The sequence below is a fragment of the Rhodococcus sp. NPDC127527 genome (assembly GCF_042672245.1).
GTDB lineage: Bacteria > Actinomycetota > Actinomycetes > Mycobacteriales > Mycobacteriaceae > Rhodococcus_G.
The window spans coordinates 76,031-100,828 of the sequence record NZ_JBHXVP010000011.1; the positions used below are offsets into that span (position 1 = coordinate 76,031).

At 71.3% G+C, this 24,798-nt stretch carries 24 protein-coding genes and 1 riboswitch; of the genes, 10 read left to right on the plus strand and 14 right to left on the minus strand.

The window, feature by feature from the left end; translation table 11 throughout:
- The first annotated feature begins 34 nt into the window (after nucleotides 1-34).
- Nucleotides 35-1,174, plus strand: coding sequence for a M24 family metallopeptidase (locus ACFVH2_RS18415; RefSeq protein ID WP_378426136.1), 1,140 nt, complete (start codon nucleotides 35-37; stop codon nucleotides 1,172-1,174).
- Between the two features lie 85 nt (nucleotides 1,175-1,259).
- Nucleotides 1,260-2,219: a R2-like ligand-binding oxidase gene (locus ACFVH2_RS18420; RefSeq protein WP_378426134.1), complete on the plus strand. Its 960-nt coding sequence runs from the start codon at nucleotides 1,260-1,262 to the stop codon at nucleotides 2,217-2,219.
- A gap of 20 nt (nucleotides 2,220-2,239) precedes the next feature.
- Here ACFVH2_RS18420 and ACFVH2_RS18425 read toward each other — a convergent pair whose 3' ends face one another.
- The 3 genes from ACFVH2_RS18425 to ACFVH2_RS18435 all read right to left on the minus strand — a co-directional run bounded on the left by ACFVH2_RS18425 (nucleotide 2,240) and on the right by ACFVH2_RS18435 (nucleotide 4,660).
- On the minus strand, nucleotides 2,240-3,646 hold the full coding sequence (locus ACFVH2_RS18425) for a selenium-binding protein SBP56-related protein (protein ID WP_378426132.1): 1,407 nt from the start codon (nucleotides 3,644-3,646) through the stop codon (nucleotides 2,240-2,242).
- 54 nt (nucleotides 3,647-3,700) lie between these two features.
- On the minus strand, nucleotides 3,701-4,153 hold the full coding sequence (locus ACFVH2_RS18430) for a hypothetical protein (RefSeq protein WP_378426131.1): 453 nt from the start codon (nucleotides 4,151-4,153) through the stop codon (nucleotides 3,701-3,703).
- Between the two features lie 93 nt (nucleotides 4,154-4,246).
- Nucleotides 4,247-4,660, minus strand: a complete 414-nt coding sequence (locus ACFVH2_RS18435; protein ID WP_378426129.1) for a pyridoxamine 5'-phosphate oxidase family protein — start codon at nucleotides 4,658-4,660, stop codon at nucleotides 4,247-4,249.
- 30 nt (nucleotides 4,661-4,690) lie between these two features.
- Between ACFVH2_RS18435 and ACFVH2_RS18440 the strand changes: the two genes are divergently transcribed.
- The 4 genes from ACFVH2_RS18440 to ACFVH2_RS18455 are packed head-to-tail and all read left to right on the plus strand — an operon-like array spanning nucleotide 4,691 to nucleotide 8,149.
- The gene (locus ACFVH2_RS18440; RefSeq protein ID WP_378426127.1) at nucleotides 4,691-5,428 is read left to right on the plus strand and encodes an SDR family NAD(P)-dependent oxidoreductase; all 738 of its coding nucleotides are present in this window, start codon (nucleotides 4,691-4,693) and stop codon (nucleotides 5,426-5,428) included.
- Complete coding sequence (gene cbiE, locus ACFVH2_RS18445) at nucleotides 5,425-6,639, plus strand: precorrin-6y C5,15-methyltransferase (decarboxylating) subunit CbiE (RefSeq protein WP_378426125.1); 1,215 nt, start codon at nucleotides 5,425-5,427, stop codon at nucleotides 6,637-6,639. The genes ACFVH2_RS18440 and cbiE overlap by 4 nt, the downstream gene beginning before the upstream one ends.
- Nucleotides 6,636-7,385, plus strand: coding sequence for a precorrin-4 C(11)-methyltransferase (gene cobM, locus ACFVH2_RS18450; protein WP_378426123.1), 750 nt, complete (start codon nucleotides 6,636-6,638; stop codon nucleotides 7,383-7,385). Before cbiE ends, cobM begins: the two co-directional genes overlap by 4 nt.
- Nucleotides 7,385-8,149: a cobalt-precorrin-6A reductase gene (locus tag ACFVH2_RS18455; protein ID WP_378426121.1), complete on the plus strand. Its 765-nt coding sequence runs from the start codon at nucleotides 7,385-7,387 to the stop codon at nucleotides 8,147-8,149. Before cobM ends, ACFVH2_RS18455 begins: the two co-directional genes overlap by 1 nt.
- 13 nt (nucleotides 8,150-8,162) lie before the next feature.
- On the opposite strand, the gene ACFVH2_RS18460 is transcribed toward ACFVH2_RS18455, so the two are convergent.
- On the minus strand, nucleotides 8,163-9,422 hold the full coding sequence (locus tag ACFVH2_RS18460; protein WP_378426119.1) for an RNA polymerase sigma factor: 1,260 nt from the start codon (nucleotides 9,420-9,422) through the stop codon (nucleotides 8,163-8,165).
- Nucleotides 9,423-9,632: 210 nt separating this feature from the next.
- Nucleotides 9,633-9,989 (minus strand): YciI family protein, encoded by a 357-nt coding sequence (locus ACFVH2_RS18465; protein ID WP_378426117.1) that lies wholly within the window; start codon nucleotides 9,987-9,989, stop codon nucleotides 9,633-9,635.
- Nucleotides 9,990-10,184: 195 nt separating this feature from the next.
- Between ACFVH2_RS18465 and ACFVH2_RS18470 the strand changes: the two genes are divergently transcribed.
- The gene (locus ACFVH2_RS18470; RefSeq protein WP_378426115.1) at nucleotides 10,185-10,484 is read left to right on the plus strand and encodes a hypothetical protein; all 300 of its coding nucleotides are present in this window, start codon (nucleotides 10,185-10,187) and stop codon (nucleotides 10,482-10,484) included.
- 35 nt (nucleotides 10,485-10,519) lie between these two features.
- On the opposite strand, the gene cobJ is transcribed toward ACFVH2_RS18470, so the two are convergent.
- Genes cobJ through cobG form a run of 3 tightly spaced genes read right to left on the minus strand, consistent with a single transcriptional unit; the run spans nucleotide 10,520 to nucleotide 13,876 of the window.
- Nucleotides 10,520-12,076, minus strand: a complete 1,557-nt coding sequence (gene cobJ, locus ACFVH2_RS18475) for a precorrin-3B C(17)-methyltransferase (RefSeq protein WP_378426113.1) — start codon at nucleotides 12,074-12,076, stop codon at nucleotides 10,520-10,522.
- A complete protein-coding gene (locus tag ACFVH2_RS18480) occupies nucleotides 12,076-12,702 on the minus strand; it encodes a precorrin-8X methylmutase (RefSeq protein ID WP_378426111.1) in 627 nt (208 codons plus the stop codon). The genes cobJ and ACFVH2_RS18480 overlap by 1 nt, the downstream gene beginning before the upstream one ends.
- Nucleotides 12,703-12,721: 19 nt before the next feature.
- Entirely contained in the window at nucleotides 12,722-13,876 is a 1,155-nt protein-coding gene (gene cobG, locus ACFVH2_RS18485) for a precorrin-3B synthase (protein WP_378426109.1), read from the minus strand.
- A gap of 58 nt (nucleotides 13,877-13,934) precedes the next feature.
- Nucleotides 13,935-14,011: riboswitch (cobalamin riboswitch) on the plus strand.
- Between the two features lie 57 nt (nucleotides 14,012-14,068).
- Here cobG and cobN point away from each other — a divergent pair.
- From cobN to ACFVH2_RS18500, 3 genes are read left to right on the plus strand one after another with little or no spacing between them, the layout of a single operon-like run.
- Nucleotides 14,069-17,674 (plus strand): cobaltochelatase subunit CobN, encoded by a 3,606-nt coding sequence (gene cobN, locus ACFVH2_RS18490; RefSeq protein ID WP_378426107.1) that lies wholly within the window; start codon nucleotides 14,069-14,071, stop codon nucleotides 17,672-17,674.
- A gap of 29 nt (nucleotides 17,675-17,703) precedes the next feature.
- Entirely contained in the window at nucleotides 17,704-18,081 is a 378-nt protein-coding gene (locus ACFVH2_RS18495) for a PPOX class F420-dependent oxidoreductase (protein ID WP_378426105.1), read from the plus strand.
- 54 nt (nucleotides 18,082-18,135) lie between these two features.
- The gene (locus tag ACFVH2_RS18500) at nucleotides 18,136-18,690 is read left to right on the plus strand and encodes a hypothetical protein (protein ID WP_378426103.1); all 555 of its coding nucleotides are present in this window, start codon (nucleotides 18,136-18,138) and stop codon (nucleotides 18,688-18,690) included.
- 117 nt (nucleotides 18,691-18,807) lie between these two features.
- Here ACFVH2_RS18500 and ACFVH2_RS18505 read toward each other — a convergent pair whose 3' ends face one another.
- From ACFVH2_RS18505 to ACFVH2_RS18530, 6 genes are all read right to left on the minus strand, one after another.
- On the minus strand, nucleotides 18,808-19,593 hold the full coding sequence (locus tag ACFVH2_RS18505; RefSeq protein ID WP_378426102.1) for a hypothetical protein: 786 nt from the start codon (nucleotides 19,591-19,593) through the stop codon (nucleotides 18,808-18,810).
- 206 nt (nucleotides 19,594-19,799) lie between these two features.
- Entirely contained in the window at nucleotides 19,800-20,678 is an 879-nt protein-coding gene (locus ACFVH2_RS18510; RefSeq protein WP_378426100.1) for a hypothetical protein, read from the minus strand.
- A 122-nt stretch (nucleotides 20,679-20,800) separates the two neighbouring features.
- Complete coding sequence (locus ACFVH2_RS18515) at nucleotides 20,801-21,187, minus strand: RNA-binding S4 domain-containing protein (RefSeq protein ID WP_378426098.1); 387 nt, start codon at nucleotides 21,185-21,187, stop codon at nucleotides 20,801-20,803.
- A gap of 26 nt (nucleotides 21,188-21,213) precedes the next feature.
- Nucleotides 21,214-22,650, minus strand: a complete 1,437-nt coding sequence (locus tag ACFVH2_RS18520) for a lipase maturation factor family protein (RefSeq protein ID WP_378426096.1) — start codon at nucleotides 22,648-22,650, stop codon at nucleotides 21,214-21,216.
- An 87-nt stretch (nucleotides 22,651-22,737) separates the two neighbouring features.
- Nucleotides 22,738-24,072: a sensor histidine kinase gene (locus ACFVH2_RS18525; protein WP_378426095.1), complete on the minus strand. Its 1,335-nt coding sequence runs from the start codon at nucleotides 24,070-24,072 to the stop codon at nucleotides 22,738-22,740.
- Nucleotides 24,069-24,764 carry a response regulator transcription factor gene (locus ACFVH2_RS18530; protein ID WP_378426093.1) on the minus strand — a complete coding sequence of 232 codons (696 nt, stop codon included), beginning with the start codon at nucleotides 24,762-24,764 and terminating at the stop codon, nucleotides 24,069-24,071. The genes ACFVH2_RS18525 and ACFVH2_RS18530 overlap by 4 nt, the downstream gene beginning before the upstream one ends.
- Nucleotides 24,765-24,798: the final 34 nt, after the last annotated feature.

Genomic DNA, 24,798 nt, shown 5'->3' on the forward strand with positions numbered 1-24,798 from the left:
GCCCATCCTGCCAAACCTCGTTAGCCTGAGTGCCATGAGTACACAGAGCCCCTCGACCGGACGTTTCCCGACCGCCGTCTACGGCGAGCGCCTCCGGCGCGCCGCGGAACTCACCGCGAATGCAGGTCTGGACGCGTTGCTCATCACCCCCGGCCCCGACCTGAAGTATCTGATCGGCTCGGGCGCCGACTCGTTCGAGCGGCTGACCTGCCTGGTCGTTCCCGCCGACGGCACTCCCGCGTCGGTGGTCGTGCCACGGCTCGAACTCGCAGCGCTCGGCGACTCGGCGACCGCGGAACTCGGTCTGCCGGTGCGGGACTGGGTGGACGGGGTCGACCCGTACGCACTGGTGGGCTCCCTGTTGCCGCAACCGGGCAAGACCGCAGTCGCCGAGGCGATGCCCGCGCTGCACGTGATCCCGCTGACCGCGGCGCTGGGGTCACCGCCGATCCTGGCCACCGGTGTGCTGCGCGAACTGCGAATGATCAAGGACGAGGCCGAGATCGAGGCGTTGCGTCGCGCCGGAGCGGCGATCGACCGGGTGCACGCGCGGATGGGCGAGTGGCTGCGGCCCGGGCGCACCGAGGCCGAGGTGGCCACCGACATCGGCGCCGCGATCGTGGAGGAGGGCCACACGGGGGCCGAGTTCATCATCGTCGGGTCCGGCCCGCACGGCGCCGACCCGCACCACGAGGTCTCCGACCGCACCATCGAGCCCGGGGACGTGGTGGTCGTCGACATCGGCGGACCGGTTGCGCCGGGCTACAACTCCGACAGCACCCGCACCTACAGCATGGGGGAGCCCGCACCCGAGGTGGCGGCGAAGTTCGCGGTGCTCGAGCGCGCGCAGCGGGCCGCGGTCGACGCCGTGCGTCCGGGCGTGAGCGCCGAATCCGTCGACGCGGCCGCCCGCGATGTTCTCGCGGCGGAGGGACTGGCCGAGGTCTTCGTCCACCGCACCGGCCACGGGATCGGCCTGTCCGTGCACGAGGAGCCGTACATCGTGGCGGGCAACCGGATCGAGCTCGCCCAGGGGATGGCGTTCAGCATCGAGCCGGGCATCTACTTCCGCGGTGACTGGGGCGCCCGGATCGAGGACATTGTCGTGGTCACGGCGGACGGGTGCGAGTCGATGAACACCCGCCCGCACGGACTCACCGTGCTGGGTCCTTGACACTGCACACGGCTGTGTAAACGATGGGGGTGTGACGCCGACCACACCGGCGGCGCTTCCACCATCACAGACCAGGACGTGCGCCATGACCGCAACTCCCGTGACCAGGCAGGGCTTCGGATCGCTTCGGGCGGGTGGACTGAACTGGGATGCCTTTCCGCTGCGGTTGTTCAGCAAGGGGAACGCGCACTTCTGGGATCCGCGGTCCCTCGACTTCGGCAAGGACGCCGAGGACTGGGCCGGGCTGACCAGCGAGCAGCAGCGCAGCTCCGCGATGTTGTGCGCCCAGTTCATCGCGGGGGAGGAGGCCGTCACCGAGGACATCCAGCCCTTCATGAAGGCGATGGCCGCCGAGGGTCGGCTCGGCGACGAGTTGTACCTGACCCAGTTCTGCTTCGAGGAGGCCAAACACACGCAGGTGTTCCGGTTGTGGATGGACGCGGTCGGGCTGACCGACGACCTGCATCGGTTCGTCGCCGACAACCCGGCGTACCGGCAGCTGTTCTACGAGGAGCTGCCGGAATCCCTCGCGGTCCTGGAAACCGATCCGAGCCCGGCGAACCAGGTGCGTGCCTCCGTCACCTACAACCACGTCATCGAGGGCAGCCTCGCGCTCACCGGGTACTACGCGTGGCAGAAGGTGTGCACCGAGTGGAACATCCTGCCCGGCATGCAGGAGCTGATCCGGCTGATCGGCAACGACGAGCGCAGGCACATGGCGTGGGGCACTTTCACCTGCCGCAGGCACGTCGCTGCGGACGAGAGCAACTGGGACGTCGTGCAGCAGCGGATGGCCGAACTGATGCCGCTGGCGATCGGCCTGATCAACTGGAACAACGACCAGTTCGAGGTGCAACCGTTCGGCCTCGACCCCGAGGAGTTCGTCGCGTACGCGGCGGATCGGGCGCAGCGCCGGCTCGGCGCGATCGAGTCGGCGCGCGGTCGTCCGATCGAGGAGATCGACCTCGACTACACCCCCGAGGTGCTCGAGGAGAAGTTCGGCGAGGAGGACGCCGCGTCCTTCGCCGAGATCGTGCAGAGGTGACCCCGGCCTTCGTCGACTGACTACCGGTAGCAGTACGAGTCGGAGGACGCGTCGCCGCCCTGGAGACGAACCTGGTGGGCCCGCAGACCCCGAAAGTCATCGCCATGCGGGAAGAAGGCCTGATCGACGGTCATTCCGCCGCGGGGTCCGGCGTGCAGGACGGCCATCCAGGCGCCGACGCCGTCCGGATAGAACTGGTCGTCCCACGCTCCGTAGAGGGAGTTGGTGAGGTAGACCCGCCGCCCGTCACGGCTGATCTCGACCATCTGGGGGCCGCCGGACAACGGCTGGTTCGGTGCAGCCGGGTGGGCGTTGCGGCCGACGATCCCGCCGAGCCGGACGGACCCGGTCTCTCGCGGGTTGGCGGGGTCGTGCACGTCGAACTGCTTGAGCTCCCCGGTGCCCCAGCACGAGACGTAGAGGAACTGGTCGTCGACCGAGAGGTCGATGTCGCTGACCAACGGTGGCACCGCACCGAACGGCTTCAGCGCCGGCGGCAGTAGGTCGGGATCTGCCGGCTCGGCCGGGATGGTGATCACCCGGTCCACCGCCCAGCCACCACCGTCTCGGTGCCAGCGCCATACGGAGGCCGACAGGTCCTCGGTCGAGATGACCACACCGACGTATCCCCAGGCGGCCTCCGGGTCGTGCGACGGGCGTAGCTCGAGCGGCATCTGGTACTGCTCGCCGAGGTCCACTCGCTGTTGATGCTCACCGGTGGCGAGGTCCCAGAAATGGATCGCGTGGCCGTACTTGTTCGCCAGCAGTAGCTCCGGCACCAGCCCGTCCTCGATCATCGACGGTGTGCCCCACTCGCTGGAGATCAGCGTGTTCTGATTGAGGTGCCACCAGGCGTCATAGGCGAGATATTGCGGCCCCCTGTCGGTTTCCCAGCTCCTGAGCACGTCGAAGGTGGCGTGATCGAGCAAGGCGATGCCGCCCGGCCCGTCCGCTCCGTCTGCGCCGCCGAGGCACGTCATGAACACCCCGTCCGGGCCGCAATGGGAGGTGTGCGGTCGGGAGTAGCCGGCCCCGGCGGCGAGTTCGGCGCCGTCCGTGATCTTGCACAGGGTGGGTTGCCGCGGGTCGGGCTGGGTGTCGAACACGTACACGCGCGAGGAGCGCAGCCCCGGCACGATCAGGTACCGCCGCGCCAACCCCTGCAGGTGGTGGCCCTCGTGTTTGAGCGCGCTGCTACAGGCGTTCCAGCCGAAGTGGTGCAACTCGTCGCCTGTGTGCGGAACGTCGGTCCAGCCCACCACGGTGCCGTACGCAGCCGAAGCGGGATCCACATCGATCACGGTCAGGGCGTCGGGTTTCTCCGCCGCGCGGTCGAACGCGACCACATATGCCAGTCGTTCCGGCGGGGCGGCAGCAGCCTCGGCCGCGCTGCGATAGAACGTCGGGTCAATCGTTGGCTGACTCATCTCCGGCCTCCTCGGCTACATCGTCGGACGAATCCGCGGTAGCGCTCCGGGCTGTCACACGATGAAGTTGCCGAAGGTCGGGTTCGCCTGGCACAGCGGCATGCTGCCGAGGTTGATCGACCCGAACACCGACGCCATCACGTTGCCGTGGCCGGTGTACACCGTCTTCGACAGGTACGGATAGGTGCCCTCCAGGTTCGCGATCCCGGTCTGTCCGGTGTCGAAGTTGACCCACGCGACGGTGACCTGCCCGGCGGCCGGAATCGGCGGCGCGGCGGGGAAGGTCTGGAACCTGATCTCGCCGGGATTGATCCCGGGCTCGGGTCCGGACTGTCCGGTCGCCCCGGTCAGCGACATCAGGCTGCCCTGATTGGGGCAGCCGATGGTCAGCGCAGGCGGCCCGAACGGGTGCGGTGGCATTGCCTGCCCCGGGGCCGCCACCACCAGGGCGGCAGCGGCAGGCACGGCGAGCGTCAGAATCCGAAGGGTGGTGCGTCGAGCGCCCATGGCTGCTCCTCGGTTGAATTCCCCCGCGACCCACCTCACGGTATCGCCGAGGCCGGGGCCCAGTCGAGGGGCACAGACCGAATTGCCCGCGTCTCAGCGGCCGAGCAGGGTCGCCAGCCCGAGCGCCCGACGCACGCTGACCTCGATGACCACTCGGGTGGGATTCTCCCGCGGCTGCCGGTACCGGCGGGCGTAGCGGGCCACCGCCTCGGCCACCTCGTCGGGATCGTCGCTGACCCGGGCCGGCCCCTCGAGCGTCAACCACCTCGGCCCGTCGATCTGGGTGAGCGCCGCGTATCCGCCGCGCGCCGCATTGAGCGCCTTCTGCGAGCCGCCGTTGGTGATCACCCGCGCCAACTGGCGGTCCGCATCCCAGGTGAACCCCACCGCCACCACGTGCGGCGTGCCGTCACGGCGCAGGGTGGTCAGCGACGCCAGGTGACGGTCGGCGAGGAAGGCGAGCGCGTCCGTCGGCAACTCGGCGGGATTGAAGGGGGTGCGGGCCATGGCCCGACGCTAGTCGAGGACACTTGAGGCATGAGTGTCGGATCGGTAGTCGTGCTCGGTGGCCGTAGCGAGATAGGACTCGAGGTCGCGACCAGACTCGCGCCCGGAAAACCGGTGATCCTCGCCGCCCGGCGCAGCGACGACCTCGCCGACGAGCGGGCCGCGGTGCTCGCCGCCGGCGCCACCTCGGTGCAGACCGTCGAGTTCGACGCGGACCACCTCGCCGACCACGGCCGGGTCCTGTCCACGATCGTCGAACTGGGACCGATCGACGTGGTGGTGCTCGCGTTCGGCATCCTCGGCGACCAGGCCCGCGCCGAGACCGACGCCCAGCATGCGGTCAACGTCGTCCACACCGACTACGTCGCGCAGGTCAGCGTGCTCACCCACCTCGCGCAGCTGCTGCGCGCCCAGGGCACCGGCCGCATCGTGGTGTTCTCCTCCATCGCCGGGGTCCGGGTGCGGCGCGCGAACTACGTGTACGGCTCGGCGAAGGCAGGCCTGGACGGATTCGCGAGCGGCCTCGGCGACGCCCTGCACGGCAGTGGGGTCTCGCTGCTGCTGGTGCGGCCCGGCTTCGTGACCGGCCGGATGACCGAGGGCATGAGCCCGGCGCCGATGTCCTCGACACCCGGACAGGTCGCCGCCGCTGTGGTCGCGGCGCTGGGCAAGGGGCGCGAGCGGGTCTGGGTGCCCGGCCTGCTGTGGCCGGCATCCGTCGTGATGCGCATGCTCCCGCAACGGATCTGGCGGCGGATGCCCCGATGAGCGGACCGATCGTCGTGGTCGGCATCGGTGCGGACGGCTGGGACGGGTTGTCGCCGAACGCGCGCCGCGCCGTCATCGGGGCGGACGTGCTGATGGGATCGCCGCGCCAACTCGACCTGGTACCCACCGGTGATGCCCGCCGGGTGTCGTGGCCGTCGCCGCTCGCGCCGGCGCTACCCGGACTGCTCCGAGAGCACGCCGGCCACCGCATCTGCGTGCTGGCCAGCGGCGACCCGATGTTCCACGGCATCGGAGTGACCCTGATCCGGCTGCTCGGAGCCGCGCGGGTGCGCGTGCTCGCGCAGCCGTCGTCGGCGTCGTTGGCGTGTGCCCGGCTCGGCTGGGCGCTGCACGAGACGCCCGTCGTGTCCTTGGTGAGCGCGCCGGCGACGACGCTGATCCCGGAGCTGTCGCACGGTCGCCGGATGCTGGTGCTCAGCCGCGACGAACGCACACCCGCCCAGGTCGCGGAACTGCTGCGCGACTCGGGATTCGGCGACACCGAGATCACCGTCCTCGAGCAGCTCGGCGGCCCCGCCGAGGCGGGCTTCCGCGGTCGCGCCGCCGGGTGGACGCGCGCCCCGGGCGACCCGCTCAACCTGCTCGCCCTGTACTGCAGGCGCAGTCGGGACGCCGTGCGCCACACCAGGATTCCCGGACTACCCGACGACGCGTACGCCTCCGACGGTCAGCTGACCAAGCGGGAGGTGCGGGCCCTGACTCTCGCCGCACTGGCACCGGAGCCGGGTGAACTGCTCTGGGACGTCGGCGGCGGCTCGGGCAGCGTCGCGATCGAGTGGATGCGCACCGACCCGACCTGTCGCGCCGTGAGTTTCGAACGCGACCCGCAGCGTCGTGACCGGATCGCCGAGAACGCGCAGCGGCTCGGGGTCCCGGCACTCGACGTGCGGGGCGCGGCACCCGGCTCGCTCGCCGACGCCCCGAGGCCCGCCGCCGTATTCCTCGGCGGCGGTGTCACCGCCGCCGGCGTGTTCGACGCCTGCTGGGCCGCGCTCGACGTCGGGGGGCGGATGGTGGTCAACGCGGTGACCGCGGAGTCGGAGTCGCTGCTGCTGCAATGGCACGGCCGGCACGGCGGCGAGCTGCGCAAGTTCCAGATCTATCGCGGCGCCGCGCTCGGCGGCTTCACCGCCTGGCGCCCGCACCTGCCGGTCGCGCAGTGGATCGTGACAAAGGAGAACGACAGGTGACCGTCCGTTTCATCGGCGCCGGACCCGGCGCCGCCGACCTCATCACCGTGCGCGGCGCCCGGATCCTGGGCGAGAGCCCGGTGTGCCTGTACGCGGGCAGCCTGGTGCCCGCCGAGCTGCTGGACCTGTGCCCGGAGGGCGCGCAGGTCGTCGACACCGCGCGACTGAGCCTCGACGAGATCACGGCGCTGCTGGTGTCCGCGGACGGGGAGGGCAAGGACGTCGCACGGCTGCACTCGGGCGATCCGTCGATCTACAGCGCGGTCGCCGAGCAGGTGCGCCGGCTCGACGAGGCGGGCGTCGGATACGAGATCGTGCCGGGCGTACCGGCGTTCGCGGCCGCGGCCGCCACGCTCGGCCGCGAACTCACCGTCCCCGGGGTGTCGCAGTCCATCGTCCTGACCCGGGTCTCGACGCTGTCGACGGCGATGCCCGAGGGCGAGGACCTGGCCACGCTCGGGGCGAGCGGCGCCACGCTGGTGATCCACCTGGCGGCGCACCGGATCGACCAGGTCGCCCTGGAATTGCGCGGACCGTACGGGGGTGACTGCCCGGCCGCGGTGGTCGCGTTCGCCAGCCGGCCGGACGAGATCGTGCTGCGCGGCACCGTGGATTCGATTGCGGCGCAGGTGCACGAGGCCGGGGTGACCAAGACGGCGGTCATCGTCGTCGGCCGGGTGCTCAGCGCCGCGGGATTCCCGGACAGCTACCTGTACTCGTCGACCCGGCGTCGTACCACCCACTGATGGCCCGGCTGCTGGTTCTCGGCGGTACCTCGGAGGCCCGGGCGCTGGCCGCCCGGCTGACCCCCGAGGCCGGCGTCGATGTCGTCTCGTCGCTCGCGGGGCGGGTGCGTGCGCCTCGACTGCCCGAGGGCGAGGTCCGGATCGGCGGGTTCGGCGGCGCGGACGGGCTGCGGGACTGGCTGCGGGACAACCGGATCGACGTCGTGGTCGACGCCACGCATCCGTTCGCCGCGCGCATCACCGGCAACGCCGTGGCGGCGTCGCGGGCGCGGGGTGTGCCGCTCGCGGTGCTGCGCCGCGCCGCCTGGACGCCGGGGCCGGGGGACCGGTGGACGGAGGTCGACTCCCTCGACGACGCCGCCGCCACGCTGCCGGAACTGGGCTCGCGGGTGTTCCTGACCATCGGCCGGCAGGGGGTGGACCGATTCGCCGGGGTGGATGCGTGGTTCCTCGTCCGGGCCATCGACGCGCCGGACGGCGCGGTCCCGGCCCGGACGACGCTGCTGCTCGACCGCGGCCCGTTCGACGTCGATGCCGAAGTATCGCTGATGCGTGACCATTCCGTCGACGTGCTGGTGACGAAGAACAGCGGTGGCCCGCTGACGGAGGCGAAGTTGACCGCCGCCCGAGAACTCGGCATCCCGGTGCTGATGGTGCGCCGGCCGTCGATCCCCGACGGCGTCACTACGTTCGACTCGGTGCCGGGTGCCGCGCGCTGGGTTCTCGACCAGGCGGAACGGGGCACGCGGCACACGCGCCCCTGATGTCGCCGCGCGGTCAGGCCACCGGGCCGGGCGGCCGCGCCCGCCGGAGCAACAACTCGCGTTCGCGGACATTGCGGGTCAGCGCCGCGGCCCGCTCGAACTCGGTGCGGGCATCGCCGTCGCGCCCGAGCCGCGACAACAGATCGCCGCGGACACTGGGTAGCAGGTGGTAGTCGCGCAGGGCTGGGTCGTCGGCGAGGCCGTCGACGAGTACGAGGGCGGCCGCCGGACCCTGTGCCATCGACACGGCGACCGCGCGGTTCAACGCGACCACCGGCGACGGGGTCGACTCCAGCAACCGGTCGTAGAGGGCGGTGATGGTCGCCCAGTCGGTGTCCTCGTAACGGGCCGCGCGGGCGTGGCAGGCCGCGATCGCGGCCTGCACCGAGTACGGTCCCATCCGGCCACTCCCGAGGAGTCCGGCGCGCTGCAACGACTCCATGCCGAGCCGGACGAGCATCCGGTTCCACCGGCCACGGTCTTGGTCGGCGAGCAGCACGGCCGTGCCGTCGGCGTCGACGCGGGCGCCGGTTCGCGACGCCTGCAGGTAGAGCAGCGCGAGCAGTCCGTGCACCTCGGGTTCGTCGGGCATCAGCGCCGCGAGCACCCTTGCGAGGCGCAGCGCGTCCTCGCACAGGCCGGGTCGGAGCAGGTCGTCGCCTGCGGTCGCGGAGTAGCCCTCGTTGAAGATCAGGTAGACCACCTCGAGCACCGACGACAGCCGTGCGGCCCGGTCGGTGCCGACGGGCACCTCGAACGGCACCTGCCGGGCCGCGAGGGTTCGTTTGGCGCGCACGATGCGCTGCGCGACCGTCGATTCGGGAGCGAGCACGGCACGGGAGATCTCGGTGGTCGTGAGCCCGCCGAGCAGTCGCAGGGTCAGCGCGATCCGGGCCGGCGTGGACAGCACCGGGTGGCAGGCGACGAAGATCAGCCTCAGCAGGTCGTCGTCGATGTCGTCGGTGTCGGCCGGCGGCGCGGGTGCCGACGCCGGCTCGAGGCCGCGGCCGATCTCGACGAGTTTGCGGGCGTACGTCTGCTCCCGGCGGACCACGTCGACGGCGCGGTTGCGGACGGTGGCGATCAGCCACGCCCCGGGTCGGTCGGGAATCCCGGTGCGCGGCCACTGTTCGAGCGCGGCAACGAGGGCGTCTTGCGCCAGTTCCTCGGCGCGGCCGACGTCGCGGACGATCCGGGCGGCGGCGGCAATGACGCGCGGCGATTCGATCCGGAACACCGTCTCGATCGTCTCGGCCACCGTGTACGACTTCACAGGACCGATGACAGCAGTCCGCGGTGGCCCGGTCAAGGTTGCTCGACCGTCAGCCCGCGGACGAGGCGCAGCAGCAGCACCCGCTGCTGCTGCGTGGGCAGCGCGTCGATCATCGCGTGGCCCGTCCTCGTCTGCTCGGTCGTCACCGGCACATCGTGTCGAACACTACGTCCCGATCGGAAGGGACCGTCGTCCCGACCGTCCGGGACTTCACTCCTCGGCGATCTGGCGCAGTTCGAGGGTGACGGTCCAGTAGTCCTCGTGGACCTGCAGGAACCGGCGCGACCACTCGAGCGCTTCGGCCTTGTCCTTGCACTGCATGATCGCGTAGCCACCGATGACCTCCTTGGTCTCGGTGAACGGCCCGTCGGTGTAGCTGAGCTCGCCGCCGGACCAGGTGATCTTCGTGCCCTCCGAGCTGGGTGTCAGGCCCTGGGTCTCGAGCATCACGCCGGCCTTGGTCACCTCCTCGAGCAGGGCTCCCATGCGTTCCATCAGTTCCGGGCTCGGTCCGTCGGCGGGGGCGGTGCGCTCGTCGACGTGGATGAGGGACAGGTAGCGGGGCATGACGACTCCTCGTGGTCGGGTTGGTGTCGGGCGGGTTCGTTCCCGCCTCTACCCGTACGTCGATCGACGCCCACTGGATTCGACACCGGCGCCAGATCTTTTCCGAGATCTTTCGACCGGGTCTCGGTTGTGACGGCCGTCACCGCTGGGCTAGCTTCGAAACGAGGGGTGGACCGAGTTGGTGAGGAGACTCAGGTGACGGAATCCGAGCACCACCCGCACGCCGATCACGACCACGTCCACGGACCCGGTTGCGGCCACGTCGCGGTGCCGCACGGCGACCACGTCGACTACGTGCACGAGGGTCACCTGCACCGGGTGCACGGCGATCACGTCGACGAGTGCGAGGCCCCGGAACACACCGTGCACGGCACGCACGAACACCACCACGGCGAAGGGTGCGGGCACGTGGCCGTGCCGCACGGCGACCACGTCGACTACATCCACGACGGGCACCGACACGCCGAGCACGGCGATCACTACGACGAGCACTGACGGCGGTCCGGGCGCGGCCCGGACCGCCGGGAGACTCAGCCCGGGTAGCGCCGCGGGGTGAACACCTTCCGCTCGCCGCCGCTCTCGACCACCGTGGTGAGCGAGGAGCCGACGATCAGCAGGGTGCGCATGTCGATCTCGGACGGTTCGAGTTCACCGAGCGGCACGATCCGCACGCTCTCCTCGGGCCCGGCCACGTCCCGGCCGACGATCACCGGGGTCTGCGGGGAGCGGTGCTCGAGCAGCAGTTCCTTCATGGCGCCGACCTGCCAGGTCCGGCTCTTGGATGCCGGGTTGTACACGGCGATGGCCATGTCGGCGGCCGCGACCGCGGAGATCCGTTTGGCCACGACGTCCCAGGGCTTGAGCCGGTCGGAGAGCGAGATCATCGCGTAGTCGTGCCCGAGCGGTGCGCCGACCCGGCTGGCGACCGCGTTGGCCGCGGTCATGCCGGGCAGCACCCGCACCGGCACCCGGGACCACTGGGGTTCGGCGGCCATCTCGATCACCGCGGCGGCCATCGCGAACACGCCCGGGTCGCCGGAGGACACCACGACCACCCGGGCCCCGCGCTTGGCCAGGTCCAGTGCCATCGCGGCCCGCTCCGACTCGACCTTGTTGTCGCTGGCGTGCCGGTGCTGGCCGGCGCGCTCGGGCACCCGGTCGACGTAGGTGGTGTAGCCGACGATGTCCGTGGCGCGGGCGAGTTCCTCCCGCACCTCGGCGGTCGTCCAGGCGTCGTCGCCGGGCCCGAGCCCCACCACGGAGACATACCCCGTCGCGTCGCTCGCCCCGACCACTTCACCTGCCGAAACCTGCTGCGCCGCGGCATTGTTCGAGGGACTGGGCACCAGCGCGATGGAGAAGTACGGCACCTCGCTCTCGTCCACCTCGGCGAGCGGGACCACGCGCTGCTTCTCCGTGCTGGCCCGCTCGACGTAGCTGGCCTCGGCGAGCCGGCCGGCGTCCGAGAGCGCCTGGCGCACCGCCGGGAAGGTGCGGCCGAGCTTGAGGATCGCGGCCGCGTCGGTCTCGCGCAGCCGGCGGGTCAGCTCCGCGGCCGGCAGGGTGCCGGGCAGCACGGTGAGGACCTCGTCGCGTTCGACCAACGGCACGCCGAGCGCCGCGGAGGCCGCGCTGATCGAGGTGACCCCGGGGATCACCTCGGCGTCGAAGCGCTCGCACAGCCGCTTGTGCATGTGCATGTAGGAGCTGTAGAACAGCGGGTCGCCGGCGGCGAGGAGCGCGACCGTCCGGCCGGCCGCCAGGTGCGCGGCCAGGCGCTCGGCGGCGACGGCGTAGAACTCGTCGATGGCGCCCTGGTAGCCACCCGGGTGGTCGACGGTCTCGGTGGTGACCGGGTAGACGAGGTGCTCCTCGAGCTGGTCCTCGCGCATGTACGGCGCCGCGACCGCCCGGGAGATGCTGCGGCCGTGCCGGGCGCTGTGGAAGGCGACGACGTCGGCCTCGGCGATGATCCGCGCGGCCTTGACGGTCACCAGTTCCGGATCCCCGGGACCGAGCCCGATGCCCCAGAGCTTGCCCCGGGCTGAGTCCGTCGTCGTGCCCGGCGCGGTCCCTGCGTCCACCATCACTCGACCTCGCTGGCAATGGCGTTGAGCGCGGCGGCGGTGATGGCGCTGCCGCCGCGCCTGCCCCGCACCACCAGGTAGTCGATGTCGCCGGCCCGGGCGATCAGGTCCTCCTTGGACTCGGCCGCACCGATGAAACCGACCGGGCAGCCGACGATGGCCGCCGGCTTCGGTGCGCCCTGGTCGATCATGTCCAGCAGGTGGAACAGTGCCGTCGGCGCATTGCCGATCGCTACCACCGCGCCCTCCAGCTTCGGGCCCCACAGCTCGAGCGCGGCGGCGGACCGGGTGTTCTCGAGCTTCTCCGCGATGACCGGCACGCGGGGGTCGCCGAGCAGGCAGACGACGTCGTTGTTCGCGGGCAGGCGCCGCCGCGTGACACCCGACGCGACCATCGTCGCGTCGCAGAAGATCGGCGCACCCGAGCGCAGCGCCGACCTTGCCGCCGCCACCACCGCGGGGCTGAACGCCACGTCGTCGACCAGGTCGACCTGGCCGCACGCATGGATCATCCGCACGACCGTCTGCGACACGTCCGCCGGGAACCGGGACAGGTCGGCCTCCGCACGGATCGTGGCAAAGGACTGACGGTAGATCTCGGCTCCGTCGCGGATGTAGTCGGTCATGGCCACCACGATAGTGGGGTCAGCCGCGGCCCTGTTCCACCCGGTAACCCTCGCCCGTGGCCACCACATCGGTGACCTCGCCGCGCGGGCGCCCGCACCGCCGTTCGCAACCGGACCAGTGCGCGCGCCCCTGCGCGGGCAGGTCGCCGGAGTCGACGGCGGCACCCGCGTCTGCGCGCACGTCGGCCAGCGACTTGGCGCATCCGGGGCGCCCGGTGCATGCGCTGACCTGCAGCCACGGCGAGTTCGCGTCGAAGATCAGTCCCATCGGGGCGAGCACCCGGACGACCTGCTCGGCCGTCCATTCGTCCAGGTCGCACAGCAGCAGGGATTTCCACGGCGTCACCACGATCGGCTTTTCGACCGCGGCGAGGAACTGAGCCGTCCGCGTCGGCAGGGTGCCGAACCGGACCCCGGCGGCGAGGGTCACGGCGCCGTCGACATGGTCGAGCCAGCCGATCGGGCCCGCGTCGGGCACCGACAGGGGGACGGGATCCTCGTTCGGGCGCAGCCCGAGCCGGTCGAGGATCCGTTCGGGGCCGCCGTCGATCTCGTGCAGTCGCCACTGCCGGTCGCGGATATCGAGCAGGGCGCGCGCGGCGGCCAGCAGCACCCCGACGCCGTCGGCCGCGTCGATCCGGACGCCGCTGTCCCGCCCGGCCAGCACCAGCGCCACCCGCTCCGCGGTGACCGCAAGCAGGCCCAGGTCCGCGGACAGGCCCGAGACGTCGCCGCGACCGTCGTCGAGGCTGAAGAGCACCCGCCCCGGCAGGTCGGCCAGGGCGGGATCCGCGCACAGCCCGCGATCGAGCGCTCGCACCCAGTCCCGGACGTCGAGTAGTCCACCGATCCGGCCCGACAGCGGGGTGGCGACGATGTTGCGGACCCGCTCGTGCGTCGACGAGGGCAGCAGCCCGGCCGCGGCGAGCCGGCCGGCGAGCGCCTGCGGGTCGGTCACCGCGCGGAACTGGACGTTGCCACGGGAGGTCAGCTCGAGCTCGCTGTTGCCGAGGTCGTCGGCGGCCTCCGCGAGAGACTGCAGTTGGCCCGGTTCGAGGAACCCGCCGGGCAGGCGCACGCGGGACAGCGCGCCGTCGGCGGCCTGGTGCACGGCCAGGGCGCCGGGGCAGGCGTCGGGGCGGGAACGGTCGGGAGTGTTCGGTTCGGCGGACATCGTCTCCAGGCTACGTCCCGGCACCGGTAGCATCAGCGGCGCTTGCGGCAGCTCGAGAGGAAACCGGTGAGAATCCGGTGCGGTCGCGCCACTGTCACCCGGTCGTCCGCTGCTGCGGCCGCCGGGGAGCCAGACCCTCCGCCGCTGCCGTCCCGAACCGTATGGGGCGCGAAACCCCGAGGAGGCCTCACCGTGATCCTGTTGCTGTCGACGTCCGACACCGACCTGCTCAGCGCTCGTGCCAGCGGCGCGGAGTACCGATGGGCGAACCCGTCCCGGCTGCTGGTGGACGACCTGCCCGGCCTGCTCGACGGGATCGAGCTGGTGGTGGTGCGCATCCTCGGCGGCCGCCGCGCCTGGGAGGACGGGCTCGATGCCGTGCTCGCCGCCGGCCTGCCGACCGTGGTGCTCGGCGGAGAGCTCGCCCCCGACGCCGAGCTGATGGAGCTCTCCACGGTGCCGGGTGGCGTGTCCGCGGAGGCGCATGCGTACCTGGCCGAGGGCGGCCCGCTGAATCTGCTTCAGCTGCACCACTTCCTCACCGACACCGTGCTGCTCACCGGATACGGATTCGAACCGCCGGTGCACACCCCCACCTGGGGTCACCTGGAGCGTGGCGCGGCCGCGGAGATCGACGGCCCCACCATCGCGGTGCTCTACTACCGCGCCCAGCACCTGGCGGGCAACACCGAGTACGTCGAGGCCCTGTGCCGCGCGATCGAGGCCGCGGGTGCCAACGCACTGCCCATCTTCTGCGCCTCGCTGCGCACGGCTGAGCCGGAGCTGCTCGAGACCCTCGGCACGGTCGACGCGATGGTCGTGACAGTCCTCGCTGCCGGCGGCACCAAGCCCGCGGGCGCATCGGCGGGCGAGGACGACGAGGCCTGGGACGTCACCGAACTGGCCGCTCTCGACGTGCCCATCCTGCAGGGCCTGTGCCTGACCAGCAGCCGCGAGGCCTGGGAGTCCAACGACGACGGACTCTCGCCGATGGACGTCGCGACGCAGGTCGCGGTGCCCGAGTTCGACGGGCGGCTGATCACGGTTCCGTTCTCGTTCAAGGAGATCGACGCGGACGGGCTCACCGCGTATGTGCCCGACCCCGAGCGGGCGGCCCGGGTCGCGGGCATCGCGGTCCGGCACGCCCGGCTGCGGCACATCCCGCTCGCGGAGAAGCGGATCGCGCTGATGCTCTCGGCCTATCCCACCAAGCACGCCCGCATCGGCAATGCGGTCGGCCTCGACACCCCGGCGAGTGCCATCGCGCTGCTCACCGAGATGCGCGCCGCCGGATACGACCTCGGACCGCTCGACGGCGAGGACGCACTGCCCGGTCTGGCCGCAGGCGACGGTGACGCGCTGATCCACGCGCTCATCGCGGCGGGCGGCCAGGACCCGGACTGGCTGACCGCGGAACAATTGGAGGGCAACCCGATCCGCATCTCTGCGGCGCGGTACCGCCAGTGGTTCGCCACGCTGCCGCAGGACCTGCGCGAGGGCGTCGAGGAGCACTGGGGCACCGCGCCCGGCGAGCTGTACGTTGACCGGTCCTCGGACCCCGACGGCGAGATCGTCATCGCCGCGATGCAGGTCGGCAACGTGGTCCTGATGGTCCAGCCGCCCCGCGGGTTCGGCGAGAATCCCGTTGCCATCTACCACGATCCGGACCTGCCGCCGAGCCACCACTACCTCGCCGCCTACCGCTGGCTGGCCGCCCGCCAGGACGAGGGTGGCTTCGGCGCGGATGCCGTGGTGCACCTGGGCAAGCACGGGAACCTGGAGTGGCTGCCGGGCAAGACGCTCGGCATGTCCGCCTCCTGCGGCACCGACGCGGCGCTCGGCGAGCTGCCGCTGATCTACCCGTTCCTGGTGAACGATCCGGGCGAGGGCACCCAGGCCAAGCGCCGCGCCCACGCCACCCTGGTCGACCACCTGATCCCGCCGATGGCCCGCGCCGAGAGCTACGGCGACATCTCGCGACTCGAGCAGCTGCTCGACGAGCACTCCAACATCTCGGCGCTCGACCCGGCGAAGCTGCCCGCGATCCGCCAGCAGATCTGGACGCTGATGCGCGCGGCGAAGATGGACCACGACCTGGGCCTCGCGGAGCGTCCCGACGAAGACGTGTTCGACGACATGCTGCTGCACGTCGACGGCTGGCTGTGCGAGATCAAGGACGTGCAGATCCGCGACGGGCTGCACATTCTCGGCCGGGCCCCCGAGGGTGACGCGGAGGTCGAGCTGGTGCTCGCGATCCTGCGGGCCCGGCAGATGTGGGGCGGCGAACGCACCGTCCCCGGCCTGCGCGAGGCGCTGGGGCTCAGCGAGGACGGCGACGAGGCCCGCACCCGGGTCGACGCGATCGAGGAGATCGCGCACCGGCTGGTCGCGGAACTGCAGGCCGCGGACTGGGACCCGGCCGCCGCGGCGACGTTGGGTGCCGAGCACGGCGCGCAGGTGGTCGCCGTGCTGGAGTTCGCGGCGGCGGAGGTGGTGCCGCGGCTGCGGCAGACCGCCGGCGAGATCGATCAGGTGTTGCGTGCCCTCGACGGTCGGTTCATCGCCGCCGGTCCGAGCGGGTCGCCGTTGCGCGGCCTGGTCAACGTGTTGCCGACCGGCCGGAACTTCTACTCGGTGGATCCGAAGGCGGTGCCGTCGCGACTGGCCTGGGAGACCGGTCAGGCGATGGCGGAATCGCTGCTGGCCCGCTACCTGGCCGATCACGGCGAGTACCCGCGCTCCGTCGGGCTGTCCGTCTGGGGCACCTCGGCGATGCGCACCTCCGGCGACGACATCGCCGAGGTCTTCGCACTGCTCGGCGTCCGGCCGGTGTGGGACGAGGCGTCGCGCCGCGTGACGACGCTCGAGGTGATCTCACTCGAGGAACTCGGACGGCCCCGCGTGGACGTGACGGTCCGGATCAGCGGCTTCTTCCGCGATGCCTTCCCACACGTGCTGGCGTTGCTCGACGACGCGGTGCGGATGGTCGCGGCCCTCGACGAACCCGCCGACGCCAATTTCGTTCGCGCGCATGCGCAGGCCGACCTCGCCGAGCACGGCGACGAGCGCCGCTCCACCACCCGCATCTTCGGGTCCAAACCGGGCACCTACGGCGCCGGGCTGCTGCAGCTGATCGACTCGAAGAGCTGGCGCAACGACGCGGACCTGGCGGAGGTCTACACCACCTGGGGCGGCTACGCGTACGGTCGCGGACTCGACGGCGCGCCCGCCTCGGACGACATGCGCACCGCCTACCGCCGAATCGCGGTGGCCGCCAAGAACACCGACACCCGCGAGCACGACATCGCCGACTCCGACGACTACTTCCAGTACCACGGCGGCATGGTCGCCACGGTCCGCGCGCTGACGGGGAAGTCCCCGGAGGCGTACATCGGGGACAGCACCCGACCCGACGCCGTCCGCACCCGCACGCTCTCCGAGGAGACCGCCCGGGTGTTCCGTGCGCGGGTGGTCAATCCGCGCTGGCTCGACGCGATGCGCAGGCACGGCTACAAGGGCGCGTTCGAGATGGCCGCGACCGTCGACTACCTGTTCGGCTACGACGCGACCACCAACGTCGTCGCGGACTGGATGTACGAGAAGCTCGCCGAGGCCTACGTGCTCGACGAGCAGAACCGCAAGTTCATGACCGAGTCGAATCCCTGGGCGCTGCACGGGATCGCGGAGCGGCTGCTCGAGGCCGCCGAGCGCGACATGTGGGAGCAACCGGAGCAGGCCACGCTCGACGGGCTGCGTCAGGTCTACCTCGAGACCGAGGGCGAGCTCGAGGGGGAGTAGTCGGGCCCATTGGCCCTAGGCTGATGCACATGAGCCCCACGCTGAGCGAGATCGGTGCCGCCAAGTACGTCCTGCTGACCACCTTCCGCAAGGACGGCTCGGCGGTCCCGACCCCGCTGTGGGCGGCGCTCGACGGGGACCGCCTGCTGCTGTGGACGGTCACCGACTCCTGGAAGGTCAAGCGGATCCGTCGCAACCCGCGGGTGACGGTCGCGGCCTGCGACGTGCGCGGCAAGCAGAAGGGCGACGCGATCGAGGCGACCGCGGTGGTGCTCGACGACACCGGGACGGAGCACGCCCGCGAGGTCATCAGCCGCAAGTACGGGATCCTCGGCTGGATCACGATCAAGGGCAGCCTGCTGCGCCGCGGCAAGACCGGCACCGTCGGCCTGTCGGTCACGTCCTGATCGGAACGAACGGTGCCGGCACCCGATCGAGGCCAGAAGACCTGGAGGGTCCGCATGGCCCGCAGGCGACGGCTTTCTCGTGGACCCGAGGGCTCGGCGCGCGCGAACCGGTGGATCGAGACGGCCGCGGTCGCCAGCACCTCCGCCTTCGCCTGCGGCGCCCTGCTCACCCAAACCGTGATCGTGCCGGCCTGGCGGCACATGGACCCGGCCACCTTCCTGTCGAGCTTCCAGGTCCAAGGACCGGTCACCGGCGCAACGCTGTTCCCGTTCGAGCTCGCCTCCGCCACGCTGCTGGGCATCAGCGCGTACTCGGCCACCGTGCATCACCGGTCCGGCCGGCTCGTCTGGGTTCTGGCGACGGCGGGCATGATCGGAACCTTCGTACTCCTGCCGCTCTACTTCGTGCGCGCCGACCTCGCCATGCTCGACCCCACCTTCCCGCCTCGAGCGGTGTCCGCTGAGCTGACCTCGTGGAATCGCTGGAACTGGGTGCGCACGGGCCTGGGACTCACGTCGGCGGTTCTGGCCTGCGTCGCGCTCGCGGCCGGCCGCGACGTGCACGCGGTCACTGCCGACGAGGCCGGGGAGGGGACCACGTCGACCTGACTCGACCCGAAAGTCGCTGCAGATCAGATTGTTTCGGGCATCTCGGGGGCGAACCGACGAGGCCCGCACCGACGCGATGTCGGTGCGGGCCCCACGTGTTCGGTACTGCTACCCGGCTCAGCTGGAACCGAGCGACGGCAGCCCGCCGAGGTCGGAGCTGCCGAGGTCGCCGAGTCCCGGGATCGGGATGATCGGTACCAGCGAGGTGAACTGGATCAGCACCTCGGCCGCGTCCTCGCGCGCCGCGAGATGGTCCGTGCCACCGGACGGAATCAGGAACGATCCGCCCCCGCCGCCGCCCGACGGTGCCCCGCCCCCGCCGCCGAAGTACCCCGCGCCGCCGCCTGCACCCGTGCCGGTGGCTGCACCGCCGGTTCCGAGCGCGCCGGAACCGCCGTCCGGCGACCCCGTGCCGCCGGCACCGCCTGCGGTCGTGGTGCCGGCCTTGCCGCCGGTGGTGCCCGGCGCGGAGGTACCCGCGTCGCCACCTGCGCCGAGGCTGCCGCCGCCGCCGCCGGGAGCGACGAGCAGGCGCGACTGCATGCCCTTGTCCCGGTTCGTCTTGATCGACTCGGTGCCGATTCCGGAGAAGCCGCCCCCGCGGGTGGTCCCGGTGCCGCCGCCCTCGCCGACGTTGACGTACAGCTTCGAGCCAGGCTTCACGGGAACGTCCGCGGTGACCAGTCCGGCGAGGCCACCGGGGGCGAAACCGGACTGACCGTTCTCGCCGATGGCCGTCACCTTGATCGAGGTCACTCCGGCCGGGACGTCGAGCGCGAACTCGCCCTTGATGTTGAACTTGCAGTTGACGAGCATCCCCGACTGGGCACATCCCGCGACCTGACTGTCAGCGGAGGCAACGCCGGCACCGCCGGCGAGCCCGGCCGCTACGGCTGCCGTCATGCCTACCGTCGCGGCCAATCCAACGGTGCGTCGGATCCGGGTCGAGCCCGCCGGCCTCGTACGTCCTTGCATCAAACAACCTCGCAGAGTCTCAACCGATCCGGGGCGGACGCCGCCGGCCGCTGGAAGCATGCCATGATCCACGCGCCGACGTGAGTGCATTGAGCTACCGGTATCGACGCGCGCTCGCATCGCCGGGACGCGGGTCAGCCGAAGCTGCCCGTTCCGTCCGAGCTTCCCGCGCTGCCGCTGCCGCCGGAACTTCCCGCGCTGCCGCTGCCACCGGAACTTCCGGCGCTGCCGCCACCGTCCGAACTGCCCGACTGTGCCACGCCCGAGGCCATGTCGATCTGCACGCTCGCGACGGCACCTCGCTTGGCGAGTTCAGTGGTACCGCCGGCGGGCACCAGGAAGGACCCGCCACCACCGCCCGCGTTGCCGCCGCCGCCGCCGAAGTAGCCGCCGCCACCACCGCTGCCGAGCGGGCCGCCGGTTCCGCCTGCGCCCAGGACCCCGTCCGTGCCACCCACGCCGGCGGCGCCGCCCGACACCGAGGACCCCGCCTGGCCGCCACCGGGACCCGGCGCGGGCGTTCCCGCGTCTCCACCCGCACCGACGATGGTGCCGGCGCCGCCGCCCGGGGCGACGACGAGCCGCGAGAGCAGCGCAGCACCGCGGTCGGCCTTGATCGACTTGGTTGCGACGGAGGAGAATCCGCCGCCCGCTGCGAGACCGCCACCCCTGCCGATGTCGACCGCGAGGTAGAGCTTCTGACCGGGTGTCACGGGGAGCTCGGTCACCACCGACCCGCCGCGACCGCCCTGCACGCCACCTCCGGTTCCGCCCACCGCGGTCACCGTCACCGACCGCACCCCGCTCGGGACGACCAGCTCGTACTCCTGCTCGCTGCCGATGCTGTCGTACCTGCACGTCGAATGTCCGACCGTGGTGGAGCATCCGATAACCAGACCGTCCGCAGCGGCGATGCCGGTACCCATCCCGAACGCCGCCACGGCTGTCATCCCGAACGCGGCCGCGATGCCCATCGACCGACGAACCCGCACCGCACCTAACCGACTGACCATCAACCCAACCTCACAAACTCGCTCCGAATCCACGGCGGGCGCCGCCGGATCCGGGGAAGCATGGCACGACGGGCGTGACCGGACACCGGGAATGGTGAAGCGATTTTCGCGAGATCTGTCGGCTAGTCTTCGTTGAATCCCCGAAGTCGATTCAGTTCGCGCCGTTCACGTTTCGTGGGCCGACCCGAACCGCGGTCGCGTTGCGGAAGAGCGAGGAGCACCTCGCGGGGTGGTGGCGGGGGAGTCCGGTCGATCAGGCACAGGGCGGCCTCGGGCGCCCCGACCCGCTTCCTGATCAGGCGGGCCACCACGACGATCCGCTCCGTTCCGCCGACCCGCACGCGCACCTCGTCGTCCACGTGCAGTATTTGCGCGGGCTTTGCCGGCGACCCGTTGACGCGCACGTGACCGGCTCGGCACGCAGTAGCCGCCGCGGATCGGGTCTTGAAGAGGCGGACCGACCACACCCAACTGTCCAGGCGGACGCCCGAGGATTCTGCCGTCGACACGTGCCCCAGCGTACTGGCCGACTGTGTCAGCGACGCGCGGTGCGGCCCAGGGTGACCGGCCTGAGGAACTCGGAGACCAGTTCCCGCTCCCACCAGGCCCCGGTTGCCCGCCTGCTGCGCCAGTCCGTGAAGTGGTACTCGTACATGCGGGCTCGCACGAAGGTCGGCGGATCGTCGTCGAACGGGTTGTGCCGCAGTAGTTTCAGTGTGACACGGTCGTTCTCCAGCAGTTTGCTCACGAATGCGAGGAACCAGGTGTCCGCGTAGCTCGGCGAGATGGCCGCGAACCACATGAGCCAGTCCAGGCGCAGGTGGTAGGGGGCGAACTGTCGCGGACGGCGTCGCGGATCACCCGGCTTTCCCTTGAATTCGTACTCCTGCCACCGCGATTGCGGACCGGGAACGGCGTCCGTCGTGCCCTCGAGCACCACCTCCATCCGCACCCGGGTGATGCTGCCGAACGCGCCGTACGTGTTGACCAGGTGCCACCGGTTGAACGACGCGTTCATCAGCTGCCGGCGCCCGAGCAGGTTTCGCACCGGCCAGTAGCTGAGCACCACGACCGACACGGTGAGCGCCGCGACCGCGACCGCGAAGGCCGGCGGTCCGGGCGAGGTGGCGGATGGTGTCAACGGCAGGACTCGTTCGAGGAAGGCCTCCGGCAGCACCGACAGCGCCAGCACGATGGCCACCCAGTTCAGCCACGAGAAGTTTCCGCTCGCGACCAGCCAGAGTTGGGTGACGATCATCAAACCCGCGGCCGCCCCCGCGATCGGCTGCGGGGCGAACAAGAGAAACGGCACGACCAGCTGGGTCACGTGGTTGCCCGCAGCCTCGACCCGGTGCAGGGGTTTGGGGAGGTGGTGGAAGTACCAGCTCAACGGACCCGGCATGGGTTGCGTCTCGTGGTGGTAGTAGAGGCAGGTCAGGTTTCGCCAGCAGCGGTCACCGCGCATCTTGATCAGTCCGGCGCCGAACTCGAGCCGGAACAGCAGCCACCGCAACGCGATCATCACCGCGAGCGGCGCCTCGGTCCCGGAGTTGCCGAGGAAGACGGCGAGGAACCCGGTCTCGAGCAGCAGCGACTCCCAGCCGAAGGCGTACCAGGTCTGCCCGACGTTGACGATCGACAGGTACAGCAGCCACATCGCGAACCACACGAGCATGCACAGTCCGAGTGGTAACCGGGCCGTCAGTCCCGCGGCGGTGAGGACGGCCAACCCGGCGCCGGTCCACGCCACGACGGCGAAGAATCGGTCGGAGTAGTGCAGGTGGAAGACGCTGGGCGACCGCCGGAAGCGCGTGCCCCGGAGGTATCGGGGGATCGGGAGCAGTCCGTTCGTCCCGAGCAAGGCACGGAACTGACTCGCCGCACAGACGAATGCGACCGTGTACAGCACCGCCAGGCCCTCTGTGAAGAGCCAGCGGCCGAGCCAGCTACCACCCGTGGCAAACCAGTCCATCGCCGTCACCTCGATGACGGGTGCCCCGCGCGGGCACCTGCTTCGGACGCTACACGCGACCGCGGCGGACGGAGGCCCGCGTGCCCCTCAGGACGGCGGGCGCGGGAGCCGGAACACCAGCCGGATGCCGCCGAGCGGGCTGTCCTCGAACCAGGCCGCGCCCCCGTGCAACTCGGCCTGCTGACGAATCAGTGCCAGCCCCAGGCCCGATCCGTCCGGCGCCGCACCCGTGCCGCGCCGGAATCGTTCGAACACGGCCTCGCGCTCAGCCACCGGGATGCCCGCGCCGTCGTCCGTCACGGTGACGATCACCGCGTCCGCGCCGGCGAGTGCCGCGATCTCGATCACCTGGGCGCCGCCGTGCCGGATCGCATTGGAGATGGCGTTGTCCACCGCCAGCCGGAGGCCGGCGGGGAGCCCGGGGATCGTGAGGACCGGCGGAACGTCCAGTCGGATGTCCACCCCGCGGTGTGTTCGGATGGCGTCCTGGGCCGCCCGGTCCAGTAGCTCGGCCAGGTCGACCTGCTCGAAGTCGGCCTCGGACGACAGCTCGCCCGCGGCCAGCCGTTCGAGCGCACGCAGGGTGGCCTCCGCCCGCCGTTCGGTGCGCAGTGCGTCGTCGAGGATCTCCTGCCGCGTGGCCGCGGGCAGATCCAGCGTCGTCGCGACCTCGAGATTCGTGCGCATCGCCGTCAGCGGTGTGCGCAGCTCGTGGGCGGAGGCGGCGGCGAAGTCGCGTGCGGTCGCCAGCGCCGACGCGGTGCGGGCACGCTCGGCGGCGTTGGCGTCGAGCAGTGACCGGAGCGCCGCGGCGAGCTCCTCGGCCTCCTTCGCCCCCGACACCCGGGGCGGCGGCGCTGCCGGGTCGACGCCCAACCGACGGGTCTGTTCGGCCAGCCGGCGCAGCGGCCGTATCGCGAAACCCGCGAACAGCCAGCCCAGGGCGGCCGCCACCACCACCGCGCCGGCGCCGATGATCATCGTCCACCCGTGCAGGCCGTCGATGGTGGCCCGGACCGGGGCGGTCGGTGCGCCGATCGCGATCGTGGCGCCGAGCCCGCTGAGCACCTCGGCCGTCCGCACCCGGTACTGGACCCCGTCGACCGTCGCGTCGTGCCAGCCGACCGGGAAGGCGGGCAGTTCCGTGTCGGTGGAGGTGAGCGTCAGTCCGCCGGCGTGCAGCGTGCCCGCGTATCCCGGCGGCAACGGGGGCAGCGGCCCCTGCAGCACCCGCAGGCTGGTCAGGTTTGCCGCGGCCACCTGGGTGACCGAGTCGAGTTTGCTGTCGAGCTGGGCCGTGACCTGCCGGTCGATGCCGACCCAGGCGACCCCGCCGAGCAGCAGCACGACAAGTGCGGTGCCGAGCGCCGCGGCGGCGGTCACCCGCAGTCGCAGCGACACCGCTCGTCGTCGCACGGTCATCGTTCCCGCAGCACGAATCCGATGCCGCGCACGGTGTGCAGTACGCGGGGCGTGCCGTCGAACTCCAGCTTGCGACGCAGGTAGCTGACGAACACGTCCACCACGTTGGTCTCGGTGTCGAACTCGTATCCCCAGACCGAGCGCAGCAAGCTCTCCCGGCTGAGCACGATCCCGCGGTTCTCGGCCAGCGTCGCGAGCAGATCGAACTCACGTTTGGTCAGGTGCACCTCGGTGCCTGCGACGTGGACCCTGCGGCCGAGCAGGTCGACGGAGACGGCGCCGACCGTCACCGTTCCCTCGGTCGGCGCGGCCGCAGATTCCGGGCGGCGGCGCAGCAGTGCGCGAATCCGTGCCACCAGTTCGCCGAACTCGAACGGCTTGACCATGTAGTCGTCGGCCCCGGCCTCGAGCCCGGCGATCCGGTCGTCGACCGCGCTGCGCGCGCTGAGCACGCACACCGGCACGTCGTTGTGCACCGCCCGCAGCGCCTTCACCACGCCCACCCCGTCGAGGATCGGCAGGTTGAGGTCCAGCACGACCAGGTCCGGGTCGTGCTCGTCCACCGCGTGCAGGGCGGCCGCCCCGTCCCCGGCCGTGACCACCACGAAGTCCGAAAGTTCCAGACCGCGCCGGAGCGCGGTCTGGACATCGGCATCGTCCTCGACGATCAGTACCTTCTGAACCGCCACCACTCCTTCATCTTGCAGGGTCCGGTCGGCTGGCGCC